This is a genomic window from Burkholderia sp. MS389, assembly GCF_016899425.1.
Taxonomy (GTDB): domain Bacteria; phylum Pseudomonadota; class Gammaproteobacteria; order Burkholderiales; family Burkholderiaceae; genus Burkholderia; species Burkholderia sola.
On the sequence record NZ_CP045996.1, the window covers coordinates 190,337 to 216,608 of the forward strand.

Sequence of the window (26,272 nt, forward strand, 5' to 3'; positions counted from 1 at the left end):
CGTCTGCATCGGAATCTCCGGAGCAATTACGGAATGACAGGGACGAGTTCGGCTCCCACCCGAAAAACGGGTGGAAAACCGACAGGCTTGGGGAGGAACGGGGTAACGCTGCGGTGTGCCGCTCAGTAGCCCGGATACTGCATCTGCAGTGCGACCCATGCGGCCGTGCGCTTGCCGAATTCGGACGAGATCGCATTCAGCGATGCATCGAGCGCATGCAACGGATAGCGCGTGATCGGCGCGGACAACATCCGCGTCGGCGCGTCGACGCCGGCCACGCGGTCGGGAACGATCGTCAACCCGCGCCGGGTGCGCACGGGTTCGCGGTTCGCGGCCACCGTGTAGGCGGTCGAGCGGAACGTCGTGGAATACGCGTCGGCCTCGAGCACGAGCGCGATTTCGTCGACACCCGGCGCGATCGGGATACCGAAGTCCTCATGCGACCAGAACGACACGTAGTTGGTTGCGATCGTGGCCATCGCCGGCAAGCCGAGGTTGAAGCGGTCGCTCGCGATCTCGGACGACCATGCAGGGCGTCCGAGCCGCTCGGCGACCTGCAGCGCACGTTCGCGCCCCGCGAGCGCCTCGACGAGCGCAAGCGATACCGGAATCGTCGCGGTGACGCCGGTCGTCGTGACGACCTTGCCATCGGCAACGTAACGCTTGCCGTCGACCCAGCGCGTATCGGCAAACTTCTTGCGGAGATCGTTCATCGAATACCAGTGCCCGGTTGCACGGCGGCCTTCCAGCAGCCCCGCACGGGCGACCACCCAGACGCCGTCGCACACGCCGATGATCGTCGCGCCCTTCTTCGCCTGCTCGGCCACCCACGCCAGCAGCGCCGGATCGCTGTCGCGATGCACGGCCGGCACGATCACATAGTCGGCCCCTTCGGGCACGCGCTGATCGAACTGGGCAGTGGTTTCGTCCGGAATGACGTTCATCGGTGCCGGGAACATCCGGATGGGGCCCGGTTTCGTCGCAAGCGCGACGAGATCCGCCGCGCCCGATTCGGCCACGATCCCATAGGGAACGACGTAATCGGTCAGCTCGGTATAGTAGTTTTCGCCGACGACGGCGACGATCGGGCGCGTGCGCCCGAAGCGCGGCTGATACGCGGGCAGCCGGTCCGCGCGTGCCGCCGCGGGCGCGGCGGCGGCCGGCGCCGACGCTTCGCTCGCCGGCCCCGCATGGGCCATGTTCGCGATACCCGATGCAAACGGCGCGAGCAGCACCATCATCCAGTACAACATGACTTTTCGCATTGAAGCCTCTCCGTGTATGGAACTCATCCAGTAATCGGGCATGGCGCCCGTGTCGACCGTCATGACGCCGCCGCCGGCGGCAACACGACGTTGAACGTCACGTCGTCGTCGCGCTGCGCGTCCCGGACCTTCAACGTGATCGTCCACCAGCCGGGCATGCTGAACTTCATCCCTTGCAGTCGATACGTCCCGTTCGCGTCGCCGTCGATCACGCGAGGGCGCGTCGGCAGACCGTGCCCGTGCTGAGGCATCCCGCCACCGACATCGATGCGCGCACCGCGCACGGGCTCGCCCGATGCACGCTTCACGATCACGGTCCATGCATGGATCCGGTTCAGCGGCGGCGGTGTCGTCGGCGGTTCGAGTGTCACGACGTACGCGCCCGACGCCGTCGCTTGCGTCAGCGACAAATTCAGACCCGCGGGCGCCGGCTGCTCGGCCGGTGCGCCACATGCGCCGAGCATCGCGATGCCACTCCCGGCGAAGGCTAACATGACAATCCGCCGACGAATCGATTTCATCGACATTTCATCGATGGCCGATCCGATCGTTCGATCACGCATAGCGGAGCGCATCGACGATCTCCATTCGCGACGCGCGGCGCGCGGGCAGCAACGCGGAAAGCATCGCCACCACGAGCAGGCCGATCGCGGTCCCGACGATCAGGTCGTTCTCGCCCCACACACGAATGATCAGCGGCACCGGCGAGCGGCCCGGCGGCGTCCACGTCAGACCGCTGACGTTGATGACGCCGGCGAGCAACGCCGCGCTGGCGACGCCCAGCACCGCGCCGATCACGCCGAGCAGCAACCCTTCGCACAGGAACAGGCGACGTACGCCCGCACGGCGCAATCCCATCGCGCGCAGCGTGCCGATTTCGACCGTGCGTTCGAACACCGCGGTGCTCATCGTGTTGCCGACGGTGAACAGCACGATCGCGGCGATCAGGAGCGCGACGAAACCGAACAGCGTCGCGAACATCGCAAGCGCTTGACCATAGAACGGGTTCAGCACCGTGTAGTCGACGACTTCCGTGTCCGTACCCGCGAATTTCGTTTTCAGCAGCGTCTCGATCCGCGCCTTCGCGGCCGGCAAATCCGACGTGTGGCGCAACTGGACGACGATCGCCGTCGCCATCGGCCGCTCGGTGCCGTAGACGAGTCGTTGCGCTTGCGCGAGATGCAGGCCGACGTACATGTCGTCGTATTCCTTGATGCCCTGCCGCTCCGCCTTCACGACCTGCAGTTCCGCCACGTTCGGCGCACCGCGCGCGGTCGCCGCAAGCAGTTCGATCCGCCGACCGTCCGCCGCGGCAACCGGCGCCGCACGCGTCCCCTCGGCAAGGGCCGCGATGTCGCCCGGAAGCGGCGAAGCCGGCGTGGTATCCGCGGGCTTCCTGGGCGGGTGGCAGTCGGGTACCTTGAGCGGCCCGCACAGTTCGAGCACGCGCGCGAGGCCCGTCCCGATCACGGCTGCGTCGCCGGTCGTGCCGGTCAGCGCCATCGGCGGGATCGTCACGGGGAACTGATAGTCGTTCCACGCTCGCATCCGGTTCTGGTCGTCGACGCGCACGCCGAGCGCGAGCGCGGTACGCGACAACCCCGCGTCGAAGTTGCCCGCGATACCCTGCAACTGCAGCGTGGGCGTCGCGACGAGCACCATCGTCGCCAGTTCCGGATCGGCCTTCACCGCATCGATGATCGCCTCGTAGTTGTCGATCCCGTACGCGGAAGGATTGCCGCTACCGAACTCGTAGAACCCCTTGCGTTCGATCTGCAGGTGGCCGCCGTACTTCACGTAATCGGTTTGCAGACCGTACGTGATGTTGCGCGTATAGCCGCCGAACAGCAGCACCGCGTGCGCGCCGACGATCATCGCGAGCAGGGTCGTGATCGAGCGGCGACGGTTGCGCAGCAGATTGCGGAGCGCGAGCGAAAAAGTCTTCATGCGAACGCCTCCTGGTCGTCGGTGCGTGTCACGTCGGACACGATCCCGTCGGCAATGTGAACGACGTCGTCGCCTGCCGCGATGACCTGCGGATCGTGCGACGAAATCACGAACGACACGCGCCGCTCCCGTTGCAACCGCCGCATCAGCGCGATGATTTGCTGACCGGTCTTGCTGTCCAGATTGGCGGTCGGCTCGTCCGCCAGCACGAGGTTCGGCGACGCAACGAGTGCGCGTGCGATCGCGACGCGTTGCCGCTGACCGCCGGACATCTGTCCCGGACGGTGATGCGCCTTGTCCGCGAGGCCGACCGCATCGAGCATGTCCCGCACCTTCAGTGCACGTTCGGACTCCGTCAATCGCGTGCCCGCGAGAAGCAGCGGATATTCGACGTTTTCGTGCGCCGTGAGCACCGGCAGCAGATTGAAGTTCTGGAAGACGAAACCGAGCCGTCGCGCACGAAAATCGGACAGTGCGTCGTCCGACAAACGACCGACGTCTTCGCCCGCCACGACGATGCGGCCGCGGTCGGGCCGGTCCACGCATCCGACGAGATTCAGCAACGTCGACTTCCCGCTACCGGAAGCACCGGCGATGACGGTCAGTTTTCCGTCGCGAATGTCGAGCGTGACGTCGCGCAGCGCGGTCACGTTGACGGAACCCATCAGATACGACTTTTCAACGGCTTCGAGTATTACGGCGTTCATGGTCTCGATGTACGAAGTTGGCGGGCCGCGACAGCACGGTGCAGGACGATCGCGCAGCGCAGAATACCAACTTGCGTGTAGGGAAAAACCTGTTCGTTGGGGCAGCATCCGGGCGCGAACCCGATGCCGGGATCGCATGTCGCGCCCCGCATTCGCGAACAATCACGGCCGGGAGGGATCGTCAACCTGTACCGTCGGACGGCACCCGTCGCCGGCCCTTGCGATTACGCTGCACCGTCATCGGCGCGCCGCCCCGGATCGGATCGCGGCTGCGACGCGTCACGACTTCCGCTCTCAATCGGCATGCCAGTCAAGATCACGCCCTGGTTCATCCTGCATCGCCCCCAACCCGCGGCCACGCACCGGCTGTTCTGCTTCCCGTACGCCGGTGCCGGCTCGCTGCTCTATCGGCGCTGGGCGCTCGAACTGCCCGACTGGATCGAAGTCGTGGCGGTCGAACTGCCTGGGCGCCAGACGCGCTTCTCGGAAGCGCCGCCCACGTCGCTGGATGCGATGACGGATGCATTGGCCACCGCCGCGCACGGGCTCCTCGACAAACCGTTCGGCACCTTCGGATACAGTTTCGGCAGTGTCGTCGGTATCGAATGGCTGAGGGAACTCGACCGACGACGGCTTCGCGGGCCCATTCACGCATTCTGCGCGGCGCACCGTGCGCCGCATGTCGTCCCTCGTCCGTTAGCGATTCATCGGTTGCCGGAACCGGACCTCATCGACTGGCTGAAGACGATGGGCGGCACACCGGATGCGTTGCTGTCGGAGCCGGACTGGCTTCGGCATTTCCTGCGTGCGCTGCGAGCCGATCTGGCGCTCGCCGAAGGCTATCGCACCGATACGCCTTTCGCGTTGCGCTGCGGGCTGACCGTATTTGGCGGCCTGCACGATCCGCATGTCGACATCGACGCGCTGCGCGAATGGCGCCGCTACAGCGGCGGGCCGTTCTCGCTTCATCGGTTCGACGGCGATCATTTCTTCATCCATGCCCGGGAGCGCGAGCTCCAGGATCACGTTGTCGCGACGCTGGCCGCGCACGCATAGTCTCGATACAGGGAACCGGTTGCGCCCGCCTTGTTTGCGAGGTCATTGCGTCACAGCATCACGCGCTCGATCCCGCCATGGTTCGCCCGTGCGACATAATCGGCCATCCAGTTCTCGCCGAGCACCTGACGCGCGATTTCCACCACGATGTAGTCGGCCTCCAGGTTCGCGTCCTCGTTGTAGCGCGACAGCCCCTGCAGGCACGACGGGCAGCTCGTCAGGATCTTCACGTCCGGGCCGTTCGCGCCCGCGGCGGCCGGCGCCGGCGCATCGCCCGCCATCACCGGAATCGCACGCAGCTTCGCCGCGCCCTTGCGGATCTCCTCTTCCTTGCGGAAGCGCACCTGCGTCGACACGTCCGGCCGCGTGACCGCCAGCGTGCCCGACTCCCCGCAGCAGCGATCGTTCTTCTCGATCCTGTAGCCGTCCTTCTCCGCGCCCATCAGCTCGTTGACAAGCTTCACCGGGTCGATCGTCTTGATCGGCGTATGGCACGGGTCGTGATACATGTAGCGCGTGCCCGTCACCCCGTCGAGCTTCATCCCCTTCTCGAGCAGGAACTCGTGGATGTCGATGATCCGGCACCCCGGGAAGATCTTGTCGAATTCATACCCCGCCAGCTGGTCGTAGCACGTGCCGCACGACACCACCACCGTCTTGATGTCCAGATAGTTCAGCGTGTTCGCGACCCGGTGGAACAGCACGCGGTTGTCCGTGACGATCTTCTCGGCCTTGTCGTACTGCCCCGAGCCGCGCTGCGGATAGCCGCAGCACAGGTAGCCCGGCGGCAGCACCGTCTGCACGCCCGCTTCCCACAGCATCGCCTGCGTGGCCAGCCCCACCTGCGAGAACAGCCGTTCGGAGCCGCAGCCCGGGAAGTAGAACACCGCTTCCGAATCGACGGTCGTCGACTTCGGGTTGCGGATGATCGGCACGATCTTGTTGTCCTCGATGTCCAGCAGCGCCCGCGCCGTCTTCTTCGGCAGGTTGCCCGGCATCTTCTTGTTCACGAAGTGGATCACCTGCTCGACCGCCGGCGGCTTGCCCGTCGTCGCCGGCGGGTGCTGCGTCTGCTTCGTCACGACCTTCTTCAGCATGTCGTTCGCGAAGCGCTGCACCTTGTAGCCCACCCCCATCATCACGCCGCGCGCGAGGTTGATCGTCTGCGGATTGGTCGCGTTCAGGAAGAACATCCCCGCCGCGTTGCCCGCGTTGAACTTCTTCTTGCCCATCTTGCGCAACAGGTTGCGCATGTTCATCGTCACGTCGCCGAAGTCGATCTTCACCGGGCACGGCGTCGCGCACTTGTGGCACACCGTGCAGTGGTCGGCCACGTCGTTGAACTCGTCCCAGTGCTTGATCGACACGCCGCGGCGCGTCTGCTCCTCGTACAGGAACGCCTCGACCAGCAGCGACGTCGCGAGGATCTTGTTGCGCGGGCTGTACAGCAGGTTCGCGCGCGGCACGTGGGTCGCGCACACCGGCTTGCACTTGCCGCAGCGCAGGCAGTCCTTCACCGAATCGGCGATCGCGCCGATGTCGGACTGCTGCATGATCAGCGACTCGTAGCCCATCAGCCCGAAGCTGGGCGTGTACGCGTTGCGCAGATCGGCGCCGTCGAGCAGCTTGCCCTTGTTGAAACGGCCGTTCGGGTCGACGCGCTGCTTGTACGCGCGGAATTCGGCGATCTCGTCGTCGGTCAGGAACTCGAGCTTCGTGATGCCGATCCCGTGTTCGCCGGAGATCACGCCGTCGAGCGAACGCGCCAGCGTCATGATGCGGGCCACCGACGCGTGCGCGTCCTGCAGCATCTCGTAGTTGTCGGAGTTGACCGGGATGTTGGTGTGGACGTTGCCGTCGCCCGCATGCATGTGCAGCGCGACGAACACGCGGCCGCGCAGCACGCGCTTGTGGATCGCCTGCGCTTCGTCGAGGATCGGCTTGAACGCGCCGCCGTTGAAGATCGCGCGCAGCTCCGCGCGGATCTCCTGCTTCCACGAGATGCGGACCGTGCGATCCTGCGTGACGTGGAACACGGTCGCGCCCGGCTGCGCGTCCGCGCGATCGGCGAACTTCTCCGCGAGCGCCTCGTAGCCGAGCTGCACCAGGTAGTGCTGCGCCTCGCGCAGCGGCTGGTCGAGCCGGTCGCGCACGAATTCCCAGCGCGCACGCACGCGCTTGAGCAGCTCCAGCGCCTGCTGCACGCGGTCTTCCAGCAGCTCGGCGCTCGGGATCTCGTTCGCGTCGTCGGTCTTGCCGAGCGGCAGGTTGCCGCCCTTGAAGAACGCCTCGAGCGCGTCGACCAGCTGCAGCTTGTTCTTCAGCGACAGCTCGATGTTGATCCGCTCGATGCCGTCGGTGTACTCGCCCATCCGGTTCAGCGGGATCACGACGTCCTCGTTGATCTTGAACGCGTTCGTGTGCTTCGCGATCGCGGCCGTGCGGCTGCGGTCGAGCCAGAAGCGCTTGCGCGCCTCCGCGCTGACCGCGACGAAGCCTTCGCCGCTCTTGCCGTTCGCCATCCGGATCACTTCGGACGTCGCCTGCGCGACCGCATCGGCGTCGTCGCCGACGATGTCGCCGATCAGCACCATCTTCGGGAACGCGTTGCGCTTGCTCTTGGTCGCGTAGCCGACCGCGCGCAGGTAGCGCTCGTCGAGGTGCTCGAGGCCCGCGAGGATCGCGCCGCCCTGCTTCGACGTCTCGAACAGGTAGTCCTTGATCTCGACGATGCTCGGGATCGCCTCGCGCGCCTGGCCGAAGAATTCGAGGCAGACGGTGCGCGTATGCGCGGGCATCTTGTGCAGCACCCAGCGCGCGGACGTGATGAGCCCGTCGCAGCCTTCCTTCTGCACGCCCGGCAGGCCGGCGAGGAACTTGTCGGTCACGTCCTTGCCGAGCCCTTCCTTGCGGAACCGGCGCCCCTCGATCTCGAGCATCTCGGTCTTGAGCAGCTTCTCGCCGGGCGCGTATGCGCCGTCGAACCACTTCAGCTCGAAGCGCGCGACCGCGATGTCGTGGATCTTGCCCTGGTTGTGCTCGTGGCGCGTGACTTCGAGCCAGTTGCCGTCCGGGTCGACCATTCGCCACCACGCGAGGTTGTCCAGCGCGGTGCCCCACAGCACGGCCTTCTTGCCGCCCGCGTTCATCGCGACGTTGCCGCCGATGCATGACGCGTCGAGCGAGGTCGGATCGACCGCGAACACGTAGCCGGCCGCTTCGGCCGCCTCGGTCACGCGGCGCGTGACGACGCCCGCGCCGGAGAAGATCGTCGGCACCTTGTGCGCGACGCCCGGCAGCTCGGTCAGTTCGACCGCGCCGAGCTGTTCGAGCTTCTCGGTGTTGATCACCGCGGAGAACGGCGTGAGCGGCACCGCGCCGCCCGTGTAGCCGGTGCCGCCGCCGCGCGGGATCACGGTCAGGCCGAGCTCGAAGCACGCCTTGATCAGCGCGGCGATCTCGGCTTCGGTGTCCGGCGTCAGCACGACGAACGGGTATTCGACGCGCCAGTCGGTCGCGTCCGTCACGTGCGACACGCGCGACAGCCCGTCGAAGCGGATGTTGTTCTTCTGCGTGCAGCGGCCGAGCGCCTTGGTCGCGCGGCGGCGCAGCTCGGCCATCTTGTCGAATTCGTCGGCGAATTCGTCGACCGCGCGCTGCGCGGCGGTTTCGAGCATCTCGACGCGCGACGCGCGTTCCCGGCCGGCGTCGTCGTACCATCCGCTCACACTCACCCGACGGCGCCTTGCAATTTCGGACAGCCGATCATGCATCGTGGCGATCAGGAACCGGCGACGCCTTCGGTTATCGAGCAGGTCGTCCTGCAGGTACGGGTTGCGGCGCACGATCCAGAGGTCGCCGAGCACTTCGCAGAGCATCCGTGCCGAGCGGCCCGTGCGGCGCTCGGCGCGCAGTTCGTCGAGCACCGCCCACGCGTCCTCGCCGAGCAGGCGGATCACGATCTCGCGATCGGAAAACGACGTGTAGTTATACGGAATATTGCGCGACGGTTCATGCAATCCTGCTATTGCCCGAATACGCTCCAGCAATTGTACGGTTGGCAGTCGGGCATTCATTGGCGTCTATGAAATGAATGATGAAGCGATCGAGAACCACGCTCGGAAAAGCGGAATCGTATTCGGCAATCAGCAGGGAAACTAAACGGAAATGACGGTCCGGATCAAATCGAATGCGCCTTTCAGCATCATCGCCGTGGCGATACCGACCAACGGAGGCGCAAGCACGCCGGTCACGCACAGCAAGACACGGCCCGGGATCGGCAAGCCCGGTCGCTTCCATGCGATATAAAGTGCTGCCGGCGGCAGAAAGAGAATCGACAAAATATAGGCTTTGTACGTCAACCCGTGACGCGCGACAAATGCCTTGACCTTTTCCTTGAAAGACATTCCCGAACTCTCCTAGATCAATCCCAGACGGCTAACCTTCGCCACCGCTTGCGCTCTATTCGACACACGCAGCTTCTCATAGACGTTCGTCAGATGAAACTTGACCGTTCTTTCAGACATCGAAAGGATCCGGCCGATTTCCCACGCAGTCTTGCCTTCGACGACCCATTTGATTACATCGGATTCCTTTCTCGTGAACTGAATCCTGTTCGCGCTTTCGCAAGCATCCGGCTCGAGACCCGCTGCGCACGGTTGCGCGCCTTCCCGGTTCTGCCTCGCAATCTTCTGGGTCAACGCTGCGTGCAAATGCATGGCGATGAGACTGACGAGCAACGCCGAATGCAACGTCGTGTCTTCGCACTTCAGCTGCAAAACGGTCCGAATGGCCGTCGAATCACCGGGTGGAGCGCCGATGCACGCGACCACACCCCGCCCGCGCATGTATGACGCGACATCGTTGACCTGCGCATCGCGTTGCGGCGCTTCCCCGTCGAGATCGCGCCAGCGAAACGTATGATCCTGACGATCAGACAACGCGAAGCAACTCAGATATCGATCGATATCGATCCCGGGACCAAACAAAGTCACGCCTCGCCGGGTTCCGGCGTCGCTCGCGGCCCCATAGCGATATATCAGCCCGTGAGAAGCCGTATCGCCGCTTCCGCCGTGCAAAATCAAACACTTGTCGAACGGAATCACGCGTCCGATTTTTTCCGCGAGTTGATCGATCCCCTCGGTCAAACCGTTGGGACGAAGAATCTCGCCAATGATGCGAGAAAAGGTCTCCAATTTTCTGGGCCCTTATTGAAAAGACAAGATTCGTATTCGTTGACATGCTCCGGCAGCCGAATATCTGCCAAGGCTTCAAGGCCGTACCGGACGGGCAATCCAACGCCGCTTGCTTTCTACGCGCCAGCACTGCGACAGTATCCGATGGCAACGTCTAGGCCGCCATCGTTCGCGAACCATGTTTTGATAACCAGTACTCACGAGGAATACAAACCAATTACGCAAGGCCATTAACATCTGAATTATTTACTTTGCCAATGGCTGAAACAGTTCACTGTACGGGCCACCTGTCTAGATTCCGCGCTCTAAACTTGAAGCTGCGCAAGTATATCGGAGGACAGAAGACAGAAACATTACTTTCCGAAAAAAATATGTAATGAACCTTTCTTTTGTATTACGCGAAAAAGTGGCGGTTTGATTGCATAAAAACGATTTTATATCGCATAATATTTCAACAATCCGGCGAAGTGCGGCATTTTGTCACAATTCCGACCCGAGAACGCCAGAAAACTTTACAAATCAGCCGACATCAATTTCACCCCCTCGTATAATGCGAGGCATTATTTACATCCCCCGAATCCACCGCAATCAATTACGGTTTCGATAATTCAAGAAATCCGGCCGATCAAATCATGTCTTTCAAATGCCGTTATATTTGTCGCGCTCTTGCGGCCATCGATCGGCCGAATTAGAAAAATTGGCAGACTACGCAAACTTTCCACCGACGCATCTCGTCGGCATACGATTAGCGCAATCATGAGCAGTGACCGTCACCGCTTGTGCGTCCCCAAAGCGGAATACGCCGTATGAGGCCGGTTACGACGACCATGCCGCGCACCGGGTACGGTTGCGGACAAAGATACGTCGACGTCCATCAACGACAACACCTGCGGGCAGTCGGGGATTCGGCCGGCATTCCGCCGCTGGCGAGACGAGCGGACGTGGCGCGTTCGATGCAATGCCGGCCGGTATTTCAGGAAATTCCGGTGCCCGATGTGCACCGGTGTGCGCATTGGAAGCTTCGTCGCGTTCACGAACGTCCGTCTTGCGTCCGCTTCGTCATCGCGCGAAGGCGGCCCTCGAACTTGTGCAGCAGCATCGATGCCGTGGCCGCAAGCCCGATGGCGAGTCCGCTCCAGATGCCGTAGATGCCGTATCCCAGCATCACACCGGCCGCCCAGGCGATCGGCAGACCAATCAACCAGTATCCGACGATCGATATCCGAAACGAACTCGTTACGTCACCGAGGCCCCGCAAAATGCCGACGCCGATGTTCTGGCTGCAATCGAAGATCTGCAGCAGCGCCGCGATCGTCAGCAGCCCACCGGCGAGGCGCAGGACTTCGGCACTCGCGGCCACGCCGTTATCGAGAAATGGCGCGAGCACGCGGGTGGGCGCAACGAGATACGGCAGCGCAACGATCAACATGGTCACGACGCCCAGCGCGAGCCCCGTATAGCCGAGTCGACGCGCACCGCGATAGTCGTGCCGCGCACACGCATGGCTGATGCTGATCGACGAAGCGTGAGACAAACCGACCGAAATCATGAACACGATGTAGATCACCTGATTCACGATCGTCTGGGCAGCCAGCGCATCGGCGCCGAGCGTCCCGATCACGAGCGTGAGGACGGTGAAGAACGCAGCTTCCGATCCATAGGTTGCCGCAATCGGCAAACCCATCCGCCACGTCCGCGCCAACGTATCGGCATCGGCGCGCCAGACGGCAAGCGACAAGTGTTCGGACAGTTCCGGCCGGCGCCTGGCGATCGTCAGAAACGCGATGAAGGAAAGCAGGTACACGCTGCTGGTTGCGCACGCAATACCGATCAGGCCGAGCTTCGGAAAGCCGAACCGGCCGAACATCAACGCGTAGTCGAGCGCCGCATTGACGACGATCGATACGATCGTGATCGCCAATAGCGGCCCGGGCTTGCGCAGTCCGACGGTATATTGTCGAAGCACCTGAAACCACAGACACGGCAATATGCCGGGTGCGGCCGCCGCAAGATAGAACGAGGCTTGCCGCGCAACGTCCGGATCCTGCCCGAGCCAGACAAGCGGCATTTCGATACACAGCATCATCAATGCAAACGCCAGTGCCGCGAGCGTCGACAGCGCAAAGCCGGAGCGCACCAGCCGCATGATGTCGGCATGCGCGTGTTGACCGTTCGCGAACGCGACGAGGTTGCCGGTTCCCGTCACCAGTCCGGTTCCCATCGTCCGGAACTGGTTGAAGATCGTCAGCGCGAGCCCCCCAGCGGCGATCTCGCGCGGGCCAAGCATCCCCATCATGACGATGTCGGTGGTCGTCAGCGCCACCTGGGCGAGCTGCGTAAGGATCAGAGGAGCGGCCAGCACGCCGATTTGCGCGGCATCGAGCCAGACTTGTCGATGAACTTTCATGCGGCGCCGGAAAATATCGATTCGAGTTCCTGATCAATCGACTCGTCGAGCAGATTTCGCGCTCGCATCCAGTCGTCGTCGAACACCGTGTCGAGGTATTTTTCGCCGCCGTCACAGACCAGGGCCACGAGCGTAGCACCCGCCGGCAGCGAATCGAACATCTTCAACGCGTGCCAGATGACGCTGCCGGCCGAGCCGCCGACGAGCAGCGACTTCTTGCGTGCGATATAGCGTGCCGTATTGAAGGCGGCCGCGTCCGTCACTTTGTGGCCTTCGTCGAGCAACGCATAGTCGACCAACGCGCCGATCTCGGCGCCGGGCGGCGTCCCGGTGCCGGACTGATAATACGATCCGCCTTCGCCGCCGAACACGATCGACCCGACGGGCTCGACACCAATGACGCGCGGCGCCGGGCCCGTCGCGAGCAGTTCTCGTGCAGTGCCGAACAGCGAGCCTCCGGTGCCAACCGACCCGACCAGAAAGTCGATTCGGTCGCCGAGGACGTCGCGCAGTTCATGTGCCAGCCCGCGGTAACCGTTACCGTTCGCGGGATTGTTGTGCTGCTCCGTCCAGATGCTGTCCGGATCGTCGGCTGCCATGCGCTTGGCAAGCGCGTCGCGGTCCGCCGTCGCGATCGTGTCGCCGTCGCTCACGCAAACGAGCTTTGCGCCGAATGCTTGCATCGCGCGCAGCTTGTCTTTCGACGCGTGACTGTCCACGATCGCGGTAAACCGATAGCCGCGCTCGGCCGACAACAGCGCCAGCCCCATGCCCGTATTGCCGGACGTCGATTCGATCACGTGTCCGGCCGGCCGCAGACTGCCGTCCTGTTCCGCTTCGTCGAGCATCTGCCTCGCCATCCGGATCTTGGCGCTGCCGGTCGGATTCGTCGATTCGAGTTTAAGCAGGATGCGCGCGCCGTTGGCGCCGCGAATCAATTCGAACAACGGCGTGCGGCCGACAAGATCCGATACCTTCGACACGATCGCAGGGACGGTGATCGTGGCTTGCTCACCCATAAAACGCACATTCATTGGTCAGGCTCCCGGAAGCTGGAAGAGGCGATCGACGCGCCAGCGTGGCCGCGCGCCGTCAAGTGTCAAGACAAGCTTGGGGGGAAGCGGCAGCTCGTGAAATGAAGATTCGTTCGAATCCATCTGATAGCCGGCCGTGTTCGGGTAGATCAGCAGATCGCCGGGTTCCGGGCGCTGCCCGAATGCGATCTTGCGCCAGGTCAGCATGTCCGAATCGAGGCAGCTCGCCCCGCCGACACAGGCGCGATAAGGCATGCCCGTGCGCGGCGATCGCGAAGGCTCGCGCACGACGCTCAGCAGTTCCGGATCGGGCAGGAATTCGCTGGCAAACCATTGCTCCGACACGCTGAAGCTCGTGCCGTTGACGGTCGCGATGCCATAGTCGCCGCAGTCCTTCACGCCTTGCACGGCAAACGCCGTGAACCCTGCCTGATCCAGCAGCGCCCGCCCCGGCTCCAGCATGATCGTCAGGCCGTGCTCGCGAAGCAGTTCGGCGAGCGATGCGGATTCCCCACCAGGCGTACCAGCCAGGATCGCATCGAGCATCTGCGCGCCGCTGCAGGCCGAGTGATATGGATAGAATCCGTCGAATACCTTGTTGGCGTGGTAATCGTCCGCCCGGTGCGCACGCTGGAATGCGTGCCAGTCGCGCTCGCTCGCGTACGACATCGCGAAGCCGCCACCGATGTTGATCGTGTGCGGCGCAAGACCGAGTTCGCGCGCAGCCAAGCACGCACGCATCGCGATCGCGGCCTGATTGCAGCGCTCCGTCGCGCTGTAACCGGACAGATGGAACGAGAACCCTTCAAGGACGAGCGACGCCCGCGTCGCGGCACAGGTCGATAGCGCAACGCGAAGTGCGTCGGCACTCAAACCGAATCGGCTATCGTTGCGTGCCGCCGGCGCCATCCGCAACAGAATGCGTGCAACCCGCTTCGCCTGTTCCGAGATCGCGATCAGCCGATTCAGTTCTTCGTCGCTGTCGATGGCGATCAACGCATCGTGCAAAACCGCGAGCCGCAGCAGCGCACGCGACTTCGACGGGCCGGATACACCGATATCGGCTCCGCACACCCCCGCAGCCAACGCTTCCGAGAACTCGCCCGTGCTTGCGACGTCGACGCCGATCCCGGATGCTGCCGCCGCATGCGCAAAGCATCGCGCCTTGTTCGCCTTCTTCGCGTAGTAAATGCGCCCGGACACCTGGCGATCGTCCAGTACGCGCCGAAATTCGGCGACATTGTGCGCGAAACGTTCGGGAAACAGGAAATGAACGGGCGCGTCGAAGCCATGGACAAGATCGTGGATCATCGCCTGATGCTCGTCCACGAAATCCCGCAGTAGCGGATCCCACAACGCCGGCAGTCGCGGAATATCCGTCACCATAGCTCGACTTCCCGGCCAAGCCCTTTCGTCAGCGCGGCGTCGGCCAGCACGCGCCCCAGCGCGATGTCGGTCACGATCATGCCGCTGTTGAACGCGTAAACGATATCGGCATCGTTGCGCCGCGCAGGCTTGCGGCCAAGCAGTATGTCCGGAAACTCCGCATCGACGGCAGGCAGTTTTCCCGCTTCGTCCGCGAGATCGGCACCGGTCACCTGCATTTGGGCCTCGCTCGTCGCGATGCGGTAATCGGCGCCATGCAGCGCGTCGGCGTGAATGCCGTATCCGACCAGAAGCGCGAGCGCACCCGGCTTCAACGCCGCGTGCCGCACGCTCTCCGATACGCCGGCGCCGGCCACCCCGAGCACGATGTCCGCTTCGTTCGCGGAGGCGGCGAGATCCTTCGATACTTCGATGTCACGGCCCGGATGAAAGCGCTTCAACGTCTTGCGGACAGCATCGATTCCCGACTCATAGTGGCCGTGTACGATCACGCGCTCGATGTCCGGCAATGCGGTCAGCAGGAACGGCGCCGCCATCCGCCCCTGCGTCCCCGTGCCGACGACGAGCGCCGTTCGAGCCCGCGGCGCGGCCGCACGCGCGATCAGGGCGGACACCGCCGGCGTGCGCAGCGATCCGACAAGGCTGCCGTCCATCAATGCGACAGGCATGCCGGTTTCGTCGTCGAACAGCAACAACGTCGTGTAGTACTTCTGCAGTTCGCGGTTGTGTTCCGGATCGAACTTATACGACGTCTTGAAACCGACCGTTCTGCGTCCACCGTCTCGACCCAGCATCGAGTACGCGACGGAATGCTTGTCCGCGGGCTGGCTCATCAGCTTGCGCGGATTGTCGGATTCGCCGGTACCGAGGCCAAGGTATGCCCGTTCGACGGCATCGAGCACCATCGACGGGTCGTAGTCGAGCTCGTCGATCGTGCGCTTGCCAAGCACAAGGAGTCTCGAGGGTTGCGTTGCGAGCCGCGGTCGAACGTCCGCGTCGGGTTCAGCGCCATCAGCCATCGTGGATATCATCGTATTCACTTGTGTCTCACCGGATTTCACGTATCGAACGGGCCTGCCGCGCACGTCGTGCAGGTTGACTTGAAGATTGACGTGCCGCGACCGGCACCGACGCGCCAGATCGCACATGCTTGTTCGGCTGCGTTGCCACTGCGAATCGCGCGCTCGACATGAGGGCGGATGCGCCGGGAGGCTGGCGGCACGTTCAATTACTGCGGGTGCTTCATGCCTGCAGCGTATTGATCATGGAATCTTTCCTTCCGAAATGCAGATCACGGAGCAAAATATTGGATCGGCAATCATTTCGTTTTTCATTACATACAATTCCATCATTATGCAATCCGAATCAAATTGATTAAAAAAGCCACATTAATATCATCGATAACCACAATATGGCTCGCGATTGACGCCGATCAGATAATCAGCATTTCGATAACGAAAATGCCGTGTGCCGCCTGATATTCACCAGGCGCGGGCTGACGAGTTCAGCAATTTCGACGGGATTCCCTCACGTCGGCATAGCTGCCTGGCAGGCGCATTCATGTCGCGACAACGCGCGCACATGATGAGGCGCAGCGAACCGTGTCACGACCATCTGGGCGTTCCGTCACCGTCGATGGTTGCGACCGGTAGAGAAAATACAAATCGCTCGTATTTATAAACTAGCTTCCACTTTCCTTGCAAATACTTTATTTCATTATTGCGAATGCATTTACGGCGGCCGTCATTGAATCATGAAAGTGAAATTGAGGCCGCTAGCCGCTCGATGGCGGTATAGAAAAGCAAAATCGGTTTGTTGAGGGAGAAAAAATGCCCTGCATCGGGGGCTGCCGAAACGTTCGGGGGAGATATGTCGTTACGGTGCCGGGCTTTCCGCGGTAGGCGGTTTGGGGAACCGCCTGCGGGCCGCATTGCGTGCCAGTTCAGTCGACCAGCCGCTTATTATTCTTCGCAATCCAAATCAATATCGATGCATCGTTTCCCCGCGTTTCGACATGAGGCTCCGTGCGCGACGTATCGCGTTCCTCAATAGAAAAACCCGGCCCGCAACGAAGCGGGCCGGGCCGGGCCGTGACGGGATGCGTGCTGCTTGTTACAGCGCGCCGCCTTGCGCCGACGCCGAGCCCTTCACGCCGACCGACGCGCCGCCCTGCACCGAATTCGTCGCGCCTTCGAGCGCTTCGCCGGCCTTCGCCTTCGCGCCGCCCGCGACGTCGCCTGCGGTCGACACCGCGCCTTGGGCATGGCTCTTCGCCGAGGCGGCGACGTGCTTCACGTGCGACTTCGTCGTGTGCACGGCCGATGCCGCCGCATCCTTCGTCGCGCCGGCCGCCGAACCGACCGCCTGCGTCGCGCCGCCCACCGCCGTCCCGGCTGCCGAGCCCACGCCGCCGACCGTCTGGCCGACGCCGTTCAGCGCGCCGCCGACGACATTGCCCGCGCCCGAACCCGAGCCTGCCGCATTCGCACCGGCGCCAGCCTGCACACCGACGCCGCCGCCGAGCAGCGGCGTCTGGACCTGCGCGCCGACGCCTGCGGAACCCTGGGCGCCGGTCTGGGCCGTCTGTGCAAATGCAGCCGACGTCGCCATCGCCGTCAGAGCGGCACCCAGCAGAATCGTACGAATCTTGTTCATGGTCATTCTCCCCAAAGACGTTGTTGCTGCGGGCCGCGTTCGTGCGGCTGGTCGCATGCCTTGCCGCGACATGCGGCAGGTGGAGCCAATGTAGCGGCGCCGGCGAGCAAAACGACTGAATTGCGGGGACTGTTACTTCCGTTGCAAATGCTGACGATTGACTCACACTGTTTGACAATCGGAGGTTTGTGGCGGGGTGGCCGCTGCATTTGACGACGGACGGCCGCGGCCCGGGCCGGCAGACGTGCTTCATTCAGACGCCTTCATCTGCATTCCGAATTATTGGGGATTGCGCGGCCGTCGATGCGACCTCGTCATGATGCACGGCCCCGGCCGCCAGCAAGCGAACCGGGGCCGTGCGCACGCTGCGCGGTTACGGCCGGAACGTATCGCCCAGCACGACGCCTTCGCGACGCGGATCGGTGCCGCCCTGCAACGCCGGCGACTGGCCGACCGTCACGCGCATCACCGTATTGACGCCGCTCGCCTGCGCGGACGTCGACACCTTGTGCCCCAGCGCGAGCAGCCCCGTGATCAGTGGATCGTTCGCACCGTTGTTCGCCGCGTTGACGTTCGGATGCTCGCCGCCGATCGTGGTCGTCGGGCTGTTGCTCGCGCCGAAGTCGACGAGCCCCGCCGACTGCTGCGCGTCGAGCCCCCAGTCGAGCGCGCCGACCAGCGTCTTGACCACGTATTGCGGAATCGTGCCGCCGCCCGGCGAACCGGTCGCCATCACGAAGTCGCCGCGCGAGCCGTCGGCGGCCCGCCCGAACACGATCGTCGGCGCCATCGAGCTGCGCGGCCGCTTGCCCGGCTGCAGGCGGTTCGCCACCGGATTGCCGGACGCGTCGAGCGGGTTCGCGGAAAAGTCGGTCAACTGGTTGTTCAGCAGGAAACCGTTGGTCATGTGGAACGAGCCCATGCTCGACTCGACCGTCGTCGTCGCGCTGAGCACGTTGCCGTCGCCGTCCACGATCGTGAACTGGTTCGTGCCGTGCTCGATCAGCGTCGTGTCGACGCCGAGCGGCACCGCACCGAGATTGCCGGGCTGCGCGGTGCCCATGCTTTTGGTCGTGTCGATCAGCGCCGCGCGCGATTTCAGGTACGGCTTGTTCAGCAGCGTGTCCCACGTGCCGCCCGGCAGCGGCACGAAGTCGGTGTCGGCCACGTACTTGTCGCGGTCGGCATACGCGAGCCGTTCGGCTTCGGTGATGAGGTGGACGCCCGCGACGGTCGGCTTGCCGCCTTCGAGATCGATCGCCGTCGGCTTCAACGATTTCAAGTCGTAATTCTCGAGAATGCCGAGCGCGGATGCGACCGCGATGCCGCCCGACGACGGCGGCGGCATCCCGCAGACCCAGTAGCTGCGATAAGTCGTGCACACCGGTTCGCGGCGCTTCGCCTGATACGCGGCCAGATCGGCGACGGTCGTCTTGCCCGGCGTGAGCGTCGAGCCGTCCGCGCCCTTCGTCACCGCGATCTTCGCGACGATGTCCTGCGCGATCTGCCCCGTGTACAGCGCATTCGCGCCCGACTGCGCCATCAGCGACAGCGTGCGCGCGTAGGCCGGATTCTTCAGTACGGTGCCGAGCGGCTTCGGCGAACCGTCGGCGTTCAGGAAATACGCGGCGGCTTCGGGGTCGCGCTTCAGGTTCGCGGCGTTCGCCGCGATCGCGTCGGCCAGCCGGCCGCCGATCGGGAAACCGTTGGTCGCGAGCGTGATCGCGTCGCCAAACAGGCTCTGCCACGGCAAGCGGCCATGATCCTGTTGCAGCGCCTCGATGAGCCGCGGCACGCCGATCGTGCCGATCGAGCGGCCGCTCGCACGCGCGTTCGGCAGCGGCAACGAATGGTCGGTGGCGTCATCGACATAGCGCAGATAGTTCTCCGTCGCGGCGGCCGGCGCGGTTTCGCGGCCGTCGTACGCCTGCAGCGTCTTGCCGCGCGCATCGTAGTAGAGCAGCACGCCGCCCGACCCGAGGCCCGTGGCCTCCGGCACCGTCAGGCCGAGCACGGCTTGCACGGCGACCGCCGCGTCGGCGGCCGTGCCGCCCTTCTTCAGCACCGCGCACCCGGCCGCGCTCGCGTACGCGTTCGACGTGGCCACCAGGTACGTTTTCGCATAGACGGGCTTCATCCCGATGCGATAGCCCGACGACGCTTCCGGCAGCGACGGGTCGCCCGGCTGGTTCGAACCCACCACGACCGTCGCGCCGCTGTTGTCGACCGCGAGACAACTCGTATCGGTGGAAGGTGCGGTCGTGCGGCCCGCCTCGTTCTCGACGTCGCCGCCGCATGCGGTCAACAACGCAGCCGCGAGCAACGCGGACGCATACGGAAAAATCGCTGTTCTGTTCATTGTCTGCCGATGTGCTGGTCGTTGCGATGGACATCCTGTCGCCAGCGACCCCCTCGGTGCGCAGGCGATGCGTTCGATAGTCCCATGAACAGAATTTTTTTCGCAATCGGGAAATGACGTCATGCAACCGGACGTTGTGTGCGCAACGTCACCGAACCGGCATGCGGTTTCATCTGCTGCATTGCAGCGCATGGGCGTATCGTAACGTCGGTACCTTTTCCCCCGGCGACGCGTGCCGGCCCCGTGCTCCATCGCGCCGATCGCCTCGGAAAAGAATGCGAGACACATCGTCATCGCGACCGTCGCGCTCGTGTCCGCCCGCTGGTAGATGCAACTGAACGAGCGCGCGACGCATGACGGCAGCGGCGCGCCGCTGGATGACGCCTGCGGTTCGATCGACAATCGCCGCCCCCTCCTGCGCGGGCACTCGATCCAGCCGGCGCGTGCGTCTTCTCGACGCCGCATTTCGCCCGCCCATTCATTTCGGAATCCGTGATGATTATTTGTCTCTTCCTGGACAGCCATGCATAGACGACACCCGGGCCGCGGCCTGACGCGCCGGCTTCGTCGCGCGCCGGCGACCGGCCATCGGGACGATTGCCGGCGTCGCCGCGTCCGGCTATAAAGCGGGGATGGACACGAATCGCTGGATTCACGACCCCGTCGGCGCGTTTCGCGCCTGGCAGGAAACCGCCGCGACCGGCGCCGGCCGACGGCCGTTCGCGCCGCGTTCGATCGTCCAGCATGTCGCGATGTTCGAGCGATTCCTGCGTCACCTGAGCGCACGGCACGTGTCGCTCGTGACGTTCGGGCCCGACCACGTCGCGTCCTTCCTCGCGGAACTCGACCGCACCTGCGCGCCCGGCACGTCGACACGCGTGCGCTATGCGAAGCTGATCGACCGGCTCGGCCGGCATCTGGTCGATGCCGGTGTGCGGACGATTCATCCGGCCGGCCGATCGACGCACCATCTCGCATGGCCGGACGGCGAGCCCGAGCCGTGCTACCTGCCGCCCGACGCCGACGCGGCGCTGCAGCGCCATGTGCAGCCTCGGGCGGACGACACGCCCGCCGACTGCCGGAATCGCGGGATCGTCGCGCTGCTGCTCGCGAGCGGCATCACGTCGGCCGAGATTCGCGCGGCGACAGGCGACGCACTCGATCTCGACGCGCGGCCAGCGGCGTTGTCGGTGCCGCGCGATCGCGCGCGGCCGGCGCGCCGGATCGCGCTCGCCGCATTCGCGCTGGCGCCGCTCGCCGCCTGGCGTGCGCGCTCGGACGTGCCGCCGTCGGCGCGGCTGTTTCCCGCGCCGCGCGGGGGCGCAATGAACGACATGTTCCTGCTGCTCGTCGTGCGCGATGCGCTGAACGCGATCGGCTTTCACGCAGCGGACATGAGCCCGCGCGTGCTGCGCAATACATATGCGCGCCGCCAGTTGCTCGCCGGCCATGCGCATGCCGATGTCACGGCGATGCTCGGTCTCGCTAGCCCGCGAACGGTCACGCGCATTCGGCAAACGCTGCCGCCCGATGCGGCCGCGGATCGCGCTGCCCACGAGCGGTGATCGCGCGCCGCCGGCGCGAACCGCGTTCCCCCGCTGCGCTATTCGCCCGGCTTCGGCTGGACCAGCCGCAGAATCCGCGTGTCGTACGGCGACTGCATCACTTCCGCGATGCGGATGTCGGAGGCGGCCGGATGCAGCGGGTTCAACAGGAAGTTATGGGCGTGCGGCACGACGACGCTTGGCACGCGCAGCAGCGCGCTCGGCTGCGTGTCCAGCCACTCGGTGCCCGCGCTGCGGGTCCAGTCGACGTTCGTGCGCCAGTCGTCCGGCGCATCGCCTTCCGCGATTTCGGCGACGTCCACCGAATCGGGCACCTCGATACGCAGCAACTGATATCCGCTCGGCAATTGCGCGACGGCGGCGATTTCGAAATGAACCAGCGTCTCGAGCAACGCAAGCGCCGGATGTTCGGCGAGATACACGACGGGCTGCCCGGCGAAATGCCAGCGCCCGCCGGCCCGCAACCCGCCGATGCCTTTCAGATCGGCGTAATTGCTGATCCGCCACAGCGTCGTCAAGCGAAGTACCCCTCGTCGATCTGCGTGAGGGCCTCTTCGACGAGCCGCGCGCCATGCTCAGTGCTCGCCATATCGAGCGACGTGCGGCCGCCGAAGCGCTGGAGCCCGTTGCGCAGCCACGCCATCGCCTTGTCCTGGTCGCCGAACGTGGCCGCCGCCTGCGCGACGATGCGCGCGAGACGGATCGCCTTGTCCGACTCTTCCGGCGACAGGCGCTCGTGCGCCTGCCGACGATGACTCAGCGTGCGGCGCGGAATGATGAACGCCAGCTCGTCCGATTTCAGCCCGCGCTCCGACAACCGGTCGATCACCGACACGTCGACGCGCGCGCTCGCCAGCTCGGCCAGATCGGCGCCCGACCGGACGCGGATCGCCAGCAGCTGCTCGAGAATCGTGAATTCGGCCTGACGCGGATGCGCGACGCCCGAAGGATGAAAAGCGATGGTGCTCATGACCTCTCTCCGGCAATTTGCCCAATCATTATAGGCGTTTTGCCGAATACTTGCGGGTGGTGGAGCGGCAGGCTTTACCTCGTTGGGCTGGCAGACCGGTATTGGGGGTACGCGAATCGGAGATTCGCCTCGGGGACGTGGCACGGAAATTCAGTATATAAAGTTCCTGTTCGCGATGATCTGAAGTTGTCACGTAACAATTTCGAACGGTAATACGCGAGTGGCGGGAATCCCCGCTTTCCCTGTGTACACGCCGGCGGACGATCACCGTCGGCTGATGCGCAACCGACCGTCCAAGGTCAACCGGCCCATGCGGACGACCGGATCACGCTGCAGAAATTGCCCGCATGGAAATGCGGCTCCTTGTCCGCGAGCACGTCGGCCTTCACGTTGCCGAACGTCGTGCCGGGCTTGTGCTTGATGCCGTCATAGAACGCCTGAATGATGTCTTCCTTGAAATGCGGCGTGCGCGGATGCGCGCGCACGACCGCTTCCCGCCCGATGTCACTGTATTCCGGGTAAGCGAGGCCCAGTACGTCCATCTCGACGCCCGCCGTGACCAGCGCGACGACCGGATGCATGTGCTGCGGAATACCGGGCGTGGTATGCAGTGCGATCGAGGTCCACACGACATCGATGTCCTGCTGCGAGACTCCCTTTGCCTTCAGAAAATCGCGGGCGGCATTGGCGCCGTCCACTTCGAAGCGCTCGCATGCGCTGCTGTACCGGTGCGTCAGTCCCATATCGTGGAACATGCAGCCGCAATAGAGCAGCTCGGGGTCGTACTCGAGCCCGCGGCGCCGGCCCGCCAGCGCCGCGAAATAGAACACGCGGCTCGAGTGATGGAACAGCAGTTCGGATTCGGTATCGCGCACGAGTTCGGTGATCTCGCGCGTCAGTCGAGTATCGGGAAGGGTGATGCCGGCAACGTTCACAGTCATGATCGACCTCCATGGAAGACACGCTCGATTCTCCGCAGCCCGACAGGTGTCCGAAATAGGCTGGTTACGACGAATCCTGCCATTTCGCGCGACGAACGGACACGGTGCCTGCATGGTGAAAGAAGCGCCCCTATACTGCTGCGCATCACGTTCGATACGACACGCAACCGATCATGCCGAAGGTCGTGGGCATTTTTGCCGTTCCGGGCGTTCAACTGCTCGACGTCTCCGCGCCGCTCGACGTGTTCGCGCAAGCGAACGTCGAATGCGGGAAGCCGTTCTATGTGTCGCGGATCATCGCGAGCGGGGCCGGTGCGATCCGCAGCTCGTCCGGCGCACGGTTGCTGCCCGACTGGATCGCCCCCGACATCCCCGAGCGCATCGACACGCTGCTGGTCGCCGGCGCGCCGAACGCCGGCCAGATCGCGCTGCGCACCGACGTCCTCGCTTGGTTGCGCGCGGCGGCCGTGCACAGCAGACGCTACGGGTCGATCTGCACCGGGGCATTCATCCTCGCCGCCACCGGGCTGCTGAAAGGACGTCACCTGACCACGCACTGGGCCGCCGCCGATGCACTCGGCGAAGCCTATCCGTCGCTCGTCGTCGTCGCCGACGCGCTGTACGTGCGCGACGGCAAGCTGCGCACCGGCGCCGGCGTCACGGCCGGGCTCGATCTCGCGCTCGCGCTGGTCGAAGAAGATCTCGGCCGCGAGATCGCACGGCGCGTCGCCGCGCAACTGGTGATGTTTTTCAAGCGCCCGGGCGGGCAGCTCCAGTTCAGCCGCAAGGGCGAAGCCCGCCCCGCCGGACGTTCGGTGCTGCAGGAAGTCCAGCGCTGGGTCGCGGCCCATCCGGATCTCGAACATTCGGTGGCCGAGATGGCCAAACATGCAGGCATGAGCCCGCGCCATTTCGCGCGGCTGTTCCGCGCGGAAGTCGGCATGACGCCGGCCGCATGGGTCGAGGCGACCCGCATCTCTGCCGCCCGCCAGTTGCTCGAGAACGGCCATGACACGCCGAAGCAGGTCGCCGCGAAATGCGGCTTCGCAAACGTCGATACGCTCAGGCGAGCGTTCACCCGGCATGTCGGCGTCACGCCGGCCGAATATCGGAAACGGCAGGCGATCCTGGCTGCGTGAGGCGGAACGAGCGGCGCCGAATGAATGACACCGACGGCCTCGCGAAAATACTTCGGAATGCGATTCAATTGTTTGACCCGCTTCTTCCGCGCCGATCGACCCGCCGCTCCTTACCCACGCTCCAGCTCACCGGCAATCTTCAGATGAAATTGCGTACCGCGCGAATCGTTTACCCAGTTGCAATAATGATTCGCTCCAACGCGTATTTCCGACCGGGAACGCGCTCGTTACGATGCAATCAACCGCTGAACGCAACGAGCGAAGCGCGAAATCAACAGAACCGGAGGTCACCATGAAGTCGTTCATCACCGCTGTCGTCGCCGCAACCGCGTTGTCCGCGTCGTACGGCGCATTCGCGCAATCGAACCCGTCGGGTCAGCTCACGCGTGCCCAGGTGCGTGCGGAACTCGTCCAGCTCGAACAGGCCGGCTACAAGCCCGAAGTCTCCGATCAGTATTACCCGCGTGCGCTGCAGGCCGCGCAGGCCCGCGTGACGAACGCCGACGTAGCCGGCTACGGTGCGCAAGCGGCCGCCGGTGCGCGTGCAGGCCGCACGATCGCAGTCAAGCAGGAAGGCCGCAACTCGATCTACTTCGGTCAGTAAGCCGGATACCCGCCGGCGTATTGCCGGCGTATTCCGGATACGCCCCGCCGTACACGCGACACCCCGCTCCCGTTCATCGGGGCGGGGTGTTCGTTTTCCAGTCGTCCGCTCCCTTCGCGGCTCGCGTGCCGTGCGGCGCCGTTCACGCAAGCGTCCGGTGTTTGCGCATAGAATGGCCGCGTGGTCGGCGTCGGCCAGCACGAACGCGGGCGGTATCACGACACCCGCTGGCCGGCCCGATGTCGCACTCGGCGCATTTTTCGAAAAGGAGCGGTTTCATGTCTCAAACATCCGGTTCCACGATCACGTTTCGCCGCCCGGACGGCCAGGAACTGCAAGGCTATCTCGCCACGCCGGCACGCACCGAAGGCGCGCCCGCGGTCGTCGTCATCCAGGAATGGTGGGGGCTGAACGACCAGATCCGCGGCGTCGCGGATCGCCTCGCGCGCTGCGGTTACTTCGCGCTCGTGCCCGACCTGTATCGCGGCAAGTCGACGGTCGAGGAGGAGGAAGCGCACCACCTGATGACCGGCCTCGATTTCGGCGACGCCGCGTCGCAGGACATTCCCGGCGCGGTCGCATACCTGAAGACGCTGTCGCCGCGGGTCGCGGTGACGGGCTACTGCATGGGTGGCGCCCTCACGCTGCTGTCGCTGCAGTACGCCGACGCAGATGCCGGCGTCATGTGGTACGGCCTCCCGCCGCTCGATTACATCGATCCGGCCAAGCTCAAGGTACCGCTGATGGGTCATTGGGCGACGCAGGATGCGTTCTTCACGATCGACCAGGTCGACGCACTGGAAAAGAAGCTGACCGATGCGAACGTCGGCTTCGAATTCCATCGCTATCTCGCGCACCATGCGTTCGCGAACGAAACGGCCGTCGGCCCCGGCCGCATCGCCGGCACGCAGTTCGATCCGGTGTGGTCGGAAACGGCGTGGGACCGCACGCTCACGTTCTTCGGCCGAACGCTCTGGACGAAGCACGCGTAACGTAATGCCGCTTCCCGCGCGGCGACGGTACAAACGAAAACGCCACGGAT

The 26,272-nt window shown here is 64.4% G+C and carries 21 protein-coding genes; 5 read left to right on the top strand and 16 right to left on the bottom strand.

Annotated elements, in window-relative coordinates; translation table 11 throughout:
• Positions 1–122: 122 nt before the first annotated feature.
• The 4 genes from GJG85_RS30495 to GJG85_RS30510 form a co-directional block, all read right to left on the bottom strand.
• A complete protein-coding gene (locus tag GJG85_RS30495; RefSeq protein WP_050016635.1) occupies positions 123–1,265 on the bottom strand; it encodes a DJ-1/PfpI family protein in 1,143 nt (380 codons plus the stop codon).
• A gap of 59 nt (positions 1,266–1,324) precedes the next feature.
• Positions 1,325–1,759 carry a FixH family protein gene (locus GJG85_RS30500; RefSeq protein ID WP_235356274.1) on the bottom strand — a complete coding sequence of 145 codons (435 nt, stop codon included), beginning with the start codon at positions 1,757–1,759 and terminating at the stop codon, positions 1,325–1,327.
• A 61-nt stretch (positions 1,760–1,820) separates the two neighbouring features.
• The gene (locus GJG85_RS30505; RefSeq protein ID WP_050016639.1) at positions 1,821–3,212 is read right to left on the bottom strand and encodes an FtsX-like permease family protein; all 1,392 of its coding nucleotides are present in this window, start codon (positions 3,210–3,212) and stop codon (positions 1,821–1,823) included.
• Positions 3,209–3,919, bottom strand: a complete 711-nt coding sequence (locus GJG85_RS30510; RefSeq protein WP_050016640.1) for an ABC transporter ATP-binding protein — start codon at positions 3,917–3,919, stop codon at positions 3,209–3,211. The genes GJG85_RS30505 and GJG85_RS30510 overlap by 4 nt, the downstream gene beginning before the upstream one ends.
• Positions 3,920–4,015: 96 nt before the next feature.
• Here GJG85_RS30510 and GJG85_RS30515 point away from each other — a divergent pair, with 96 nt between their 5' ends.
• A complete protein-coding gene (locus GJG85_RS30515; protein ID WP_143328928.1) occupies positions 4,016–4,975 on the top strand; it encodes a thioesterase domain-containing protein in 960 nt (319 codons plus the stop codon).
• 50 nt (positions 4,976–5,025) lie between these two features.
• On the opposite strand, the gene GJG85_RS30520 is transcribed toward GJG85_RS30515, so the two are convergent.
• The 9 genes from GJG85_RS30520 to GJG85_RS30560 all read right to left on the bottom strand — a co-directional run bounded on the left by GJG85_RS30520 (position 5,026) and on the right by GJG85_RS30560 (position 20,011).
• Positions 5,026–9,051: a DUF3683 domain-containing protein gene (locus GJG85_RS30520; RefSeq protein ID WP_343300069.1), complete on the bottom strand. Its 4,026-nt coding sequence runs from the start codon at positions 9,049–9,051 to the stop codon at positions 5,026–5,028.
• An 81-nt stretch (positions 9,052–9,132) separates the two neighbouring features.
• The gene (locus GJG85_RS30525; RefSeq protein ID WP_050018218.1) at positions 9,133–9,381 is read right to left on the bottom strand and encodes a hypothetical protein; all 249 of its coding nucleotides are present in this window, start codon (positions 9,379–9,381) and stop codon (positions 9,133–9,135) included.
• A 12-nt stretch (positions 9,382–9,393) separates the two neighbouring features.
• Positions 9,394–10,170, bottom strand: a complete 777-nt coding sequence (locus tag GJG85_RS30530; RefSeq protein ID WP_235356336.1) for a LuxR C-terminal-related transcriptional regulator — start codon at positions 10,168–10,170, stop codon at positions 9,394–9,396.
• A 1,030-nt stretch (positions 10,171–11,200) separates the two neighbouring features.
• Positions 11,201–12,577: an MATE family efflux transporter gene (locus tag GJG85_RS30535; RefSeq protein ID WP_050018217.1), complete on the bottom strand. Its 1,377-nt coding sequence runs from the start codon at positions 12,575–12,577 to the stop codon at positions 11,201–11,203.
• Positions 12,574–13,611 carry a cysteine synthase family protein gene (locus GJG85_RS30540; RefSeq protein WP_179233198.1) on the bottom strand — a complete coding sequence of 346 codons (1,038 nt, stop codon included), beginning with the start codon at positions 13,609–13,611 and terminating at the stop codon, positions 12,574–12,576. Before GJG85_RS30540 ends, GJG85_RS30535 begins: the two co-directional genes overlap by 4 nt.
• A gap of 3 nt (positions 13,612–13,614) precedes the next feature.
• On the bottom strand, positions 13,615–14,922 hold the full coding sequence (locus GJG85_RS30545) for an alanine racemase (RefSeq protein ID WP_235356334.1): 1,308 nt from the start codon (positions 14,920–14,922) through the stop codon (positions 13,615–13,617).
• A 68-nt stretch (positions 14,923–14,990) separates the two neighbouring features.
• Positions 14,991–15,947 (bottom strand): ornithine cyclodeaminase family protein, encoded by a 957-nt coding sequence (locus GJG85_RS30550; protein WP_239469028.1) that lies wholly within the window; start codon positions 15,945–15,947, stop codon positions 14,991–14,993.
• A 1,162-nt stretch (positions 15,948–17,109) separates the two neighbouring features.
• The gene (locus GJG85_RS30555; protein ID WP_124557703.1) at positions 17,110–17,652 is read right to left on the bottom strand and encodes a hypothetical protein; all 543 of its coding nucleotides are present in this window, start codon (positions 17,650–17,652) and stop codon (positions 17,110–17,112) included.
• 373 nt (positions 17,653–18,025) lie between these two features.
• Positions 18,026–20,011 (bottom strand): gamma-glutamyltransferase family protein, encoded by a 1,986-nt coding sequence (locus GJG85_RS30560; RefSeq protein ID WP_089490169.1) that lies wholly within the window; start codon positions 20,009–20,011, stop codon positions 18,026–18,028.
• A 632-nt stretch (positions 20,012–20,643) separates the two neighbouring features.
• On the opposite strand from GJG85_RS30560, the gene GJG85_RS30565 reads away from it, so the two are divergent.
• A complete protein-coding gene (locus GJG85_RS30565) occupies positions 20,644–21,576 on the top strand; it encodes a tyrosine-type recombinase/integrase (protein WP_050018212.1) in 933 nt (310 codons plus the stop codon).
• A gap of 38 nt (positions 21,577–21,614) precedes the next feature.
• Here the strand turns inward: GJG85_RS30565 and GJG85_RS30570 are convergent, their stop codons facing one another.
• The 3 genes from GJG85_RS30570 to GJG85_RS30580 all read right to left on the bottom strand — a co-directional run bounded on the left by GJG85_RS30570 (position 21,615) and on the right by GJG85_RS30580 (position 23,487).
• Entirely contained in the window at positions 21,615–22,094 is a 480-nt protein-coding gene (locus GJG85_RS30570; RefSeq protein WP_050018211.1) for an RES family NAD+ phosphorylase, read from the bottom strand.
• Positions 22,091–22,546 (bottom strand): antitoxin Xre/MbcA/ParS toxin-binding domain-containing protein, encoded by a 456-nt coding sequence (locus GJG85_RS30575; RefSeq protein WP_050018210.1) that lies wholly within the window; start codon positions 22,544–22,546, stop codon positions 22,091–22,093. The genes GJG85_RS30570 and GJG85_RS30575 overlap by 4 nt, the downstream gene beginning before the upstream one ends.
• A gap of 299 nt (positions 22,547–22,845) precedes the next feature.
• Positions 22,846–23,487, bottom strand: coding sequence for an HD domain-containing protein (locus GJG85_RS30580; RefSeq protein ID WP_050018209.1), 642 nt, complete (start codon positions 23,485–23,487; stop codon positions 22,846–22,848).
• 173 nt (positions 23,488–23,660) lie between these two features.
• On the opposite strand from GJG85_RS30580, the gene GJG85_RS30585 reads away from it, so the two are divergent.
• The 3 genes from GJG85_RS30585 to GJG85_RS30595 all read left to right on the top strand — a co-directional run bounded on the left by GJG85_RS30585 (position 23,661) and on the right by GJG85_RS30595 (position 26,222).
• Positions 23,661–24,626, top strand: a complete 966-nt coding sequence (locus tag GJG85_RS30585; protein WP_050018208.1) for a GlxA family transcriptional regulator — start codon at positions 23,661–23,663, stop codon at positions 24,624–24,626.
• Positions 24,627–24,918: 292 nt separating this feature from the next.
• Positions 24,919–25,230: a DUF4148 domain-containing protein gene (locus tag GJG85_RS30590; RefSeq protein ID WP_050018207.1), complete on the top strand. Its 312-nt coding sequence runs from the start codon at positions 24,919–24,921 to the stop codon at positions 25,228–25,230.
• Positions 25,231–25,508: 278 nt separating this feature from the next.
• A complete protein-coding gene (locus GJG85_RS30595) occupies positions 25,509–26,222 on the top strand; it encodes a dienelactone hydrolase family protein (protein ID WP_124557709.1) in 714 nt (237 codons plus the stop codon).
• The last annotated feature ends 50 nt before the right edge of the window (positions 26,223–26,272 follow it).

Excerpts from the sequence above, each read along its gene's own strand:
- GJG85_RS30545 (WP_235356334.1), bottom strand. The coding sequence starts at position 14,922 with ATGATCCACGATCTTGTCCATGGCTTCGACGCGCCCGTTCATTTCCTG.
- GJG85_RS30505 (WP_050016639.1), bottom strand. The coding sequence starts at position 3,212 with ATGAAGACTTTTTCGCTCGCGCTCCGCAATCTGCTGCGCAACCGTCGC.
- GJG85_RS30585 (WP_050018208.1), top strand. The coding sequence starts at position 23,661 with ATGCCGAAGGTCGTGGGCATTTTTGCCGTTCCGGGCGTTCAACTGCTC.
- GJG85_RS30555 (WP_124557703.1), bottom strand. The coding sequence starts at position 17,652 with ATGAACAAGATTCGTACGATTCTGCTGGGTGCCGCTCTGACGGCGATG.
- GJG85_RS30510 (WP_050016640.1), bottom strand. The coding sequence starts at position 3,919 with ATGAACGCCGTAATACTCGAAGCCGTTGAAAAGTCGTATCTGATGGGT.
- GJG85_RS30535 (WP_050018217.1), bottom strand. The coding sequence starts at position 12,577 with ATGAAAGTTCATCGACAAGTCTGGCTCGATGCCGCGCAAATCGGCGTG.
- GJG85_RS30560 (WP_089490169.1), bottom strand. The coding sequence starts at position 20,011 with ATGAACAGAACAGCGATTTTTCCGTATGCGTCCGCGTTGCTCGCGGCT.
- GJG85_RS30595 (WP_124557709.1), top strand. The coding sequence starts at position 25,509 with ATGTCTCAAACATCCGGTTCCACGATCACGTTTCGCCGCCCGGACGGC.
- GJG85_RS30565 (WP_050018212.1), top strand. The coding sequence starts at position 20,644 with ATGGACACGAATCGCTGGATTCACGACCCCGTCGGCGCGTTTCGCGCC.
- GJG85_RS30540 (WP_179233198.1), bottom strand. The coding sequence starts at position 13,611 with ATGAATGTGCGTTTTATGGGTGAGCAAGCCACGATCACCGTCCCTGCG.
- GJG85_RS30525 (WP_050018218.1), bottom strand. The coding sequence starts at position 9,381 with ATGTCTTTCAAGGAAAAGGTCAAGGCATTTGTCGCGCGTCACGGGTTG.
- GJG85_RS30520 (WP_343300069.1), bottom strand. The coding sequence starts at position 9,051 with ATGAATGCCCGACTGCCAACCGTACAATTGCTGGAGCGTATTCGGGCA.
- GJG85_RS30575 (WP_050018210.1), bottom strand. The coding sequence starts at position 22,546 with ATGAGCACCATCGCTTTTCATCCTTCGGGCGTCGCGCATCCGCGTCAG.
- GJG85_RS30590 (WP_050018207.1), top strand. The coding sequence starts at position 24,919 with ATGAAGTCGTTCATCACCGCTGTCGTCGCCGCAACCGCGTTGTCCGCG.
- GJG85_RS30500 (WP_235356274.1), bottom strand. The coding sequence starts at position 1,759 with ATGTTAGCCTTCGCCGGGAGTGGCATCGCGATGCTCGGCGCATGTGGC.
- GJG85_RS30580 (WP_050018209.1), bottom strand. The coding sequence starts at position 23,487 with ATGACTGTGAACGTTGCCGGCATCACCCTTCCCGATACTCGACTGACG.
- GJG85_RS30495 (WP_050016635.1), bottom strand. The coding sequence starts at position 1,265 with ATGCGAAAAGTCATGTTGTACTGGATGATGGTGCTGCTCGCGCCGTTT.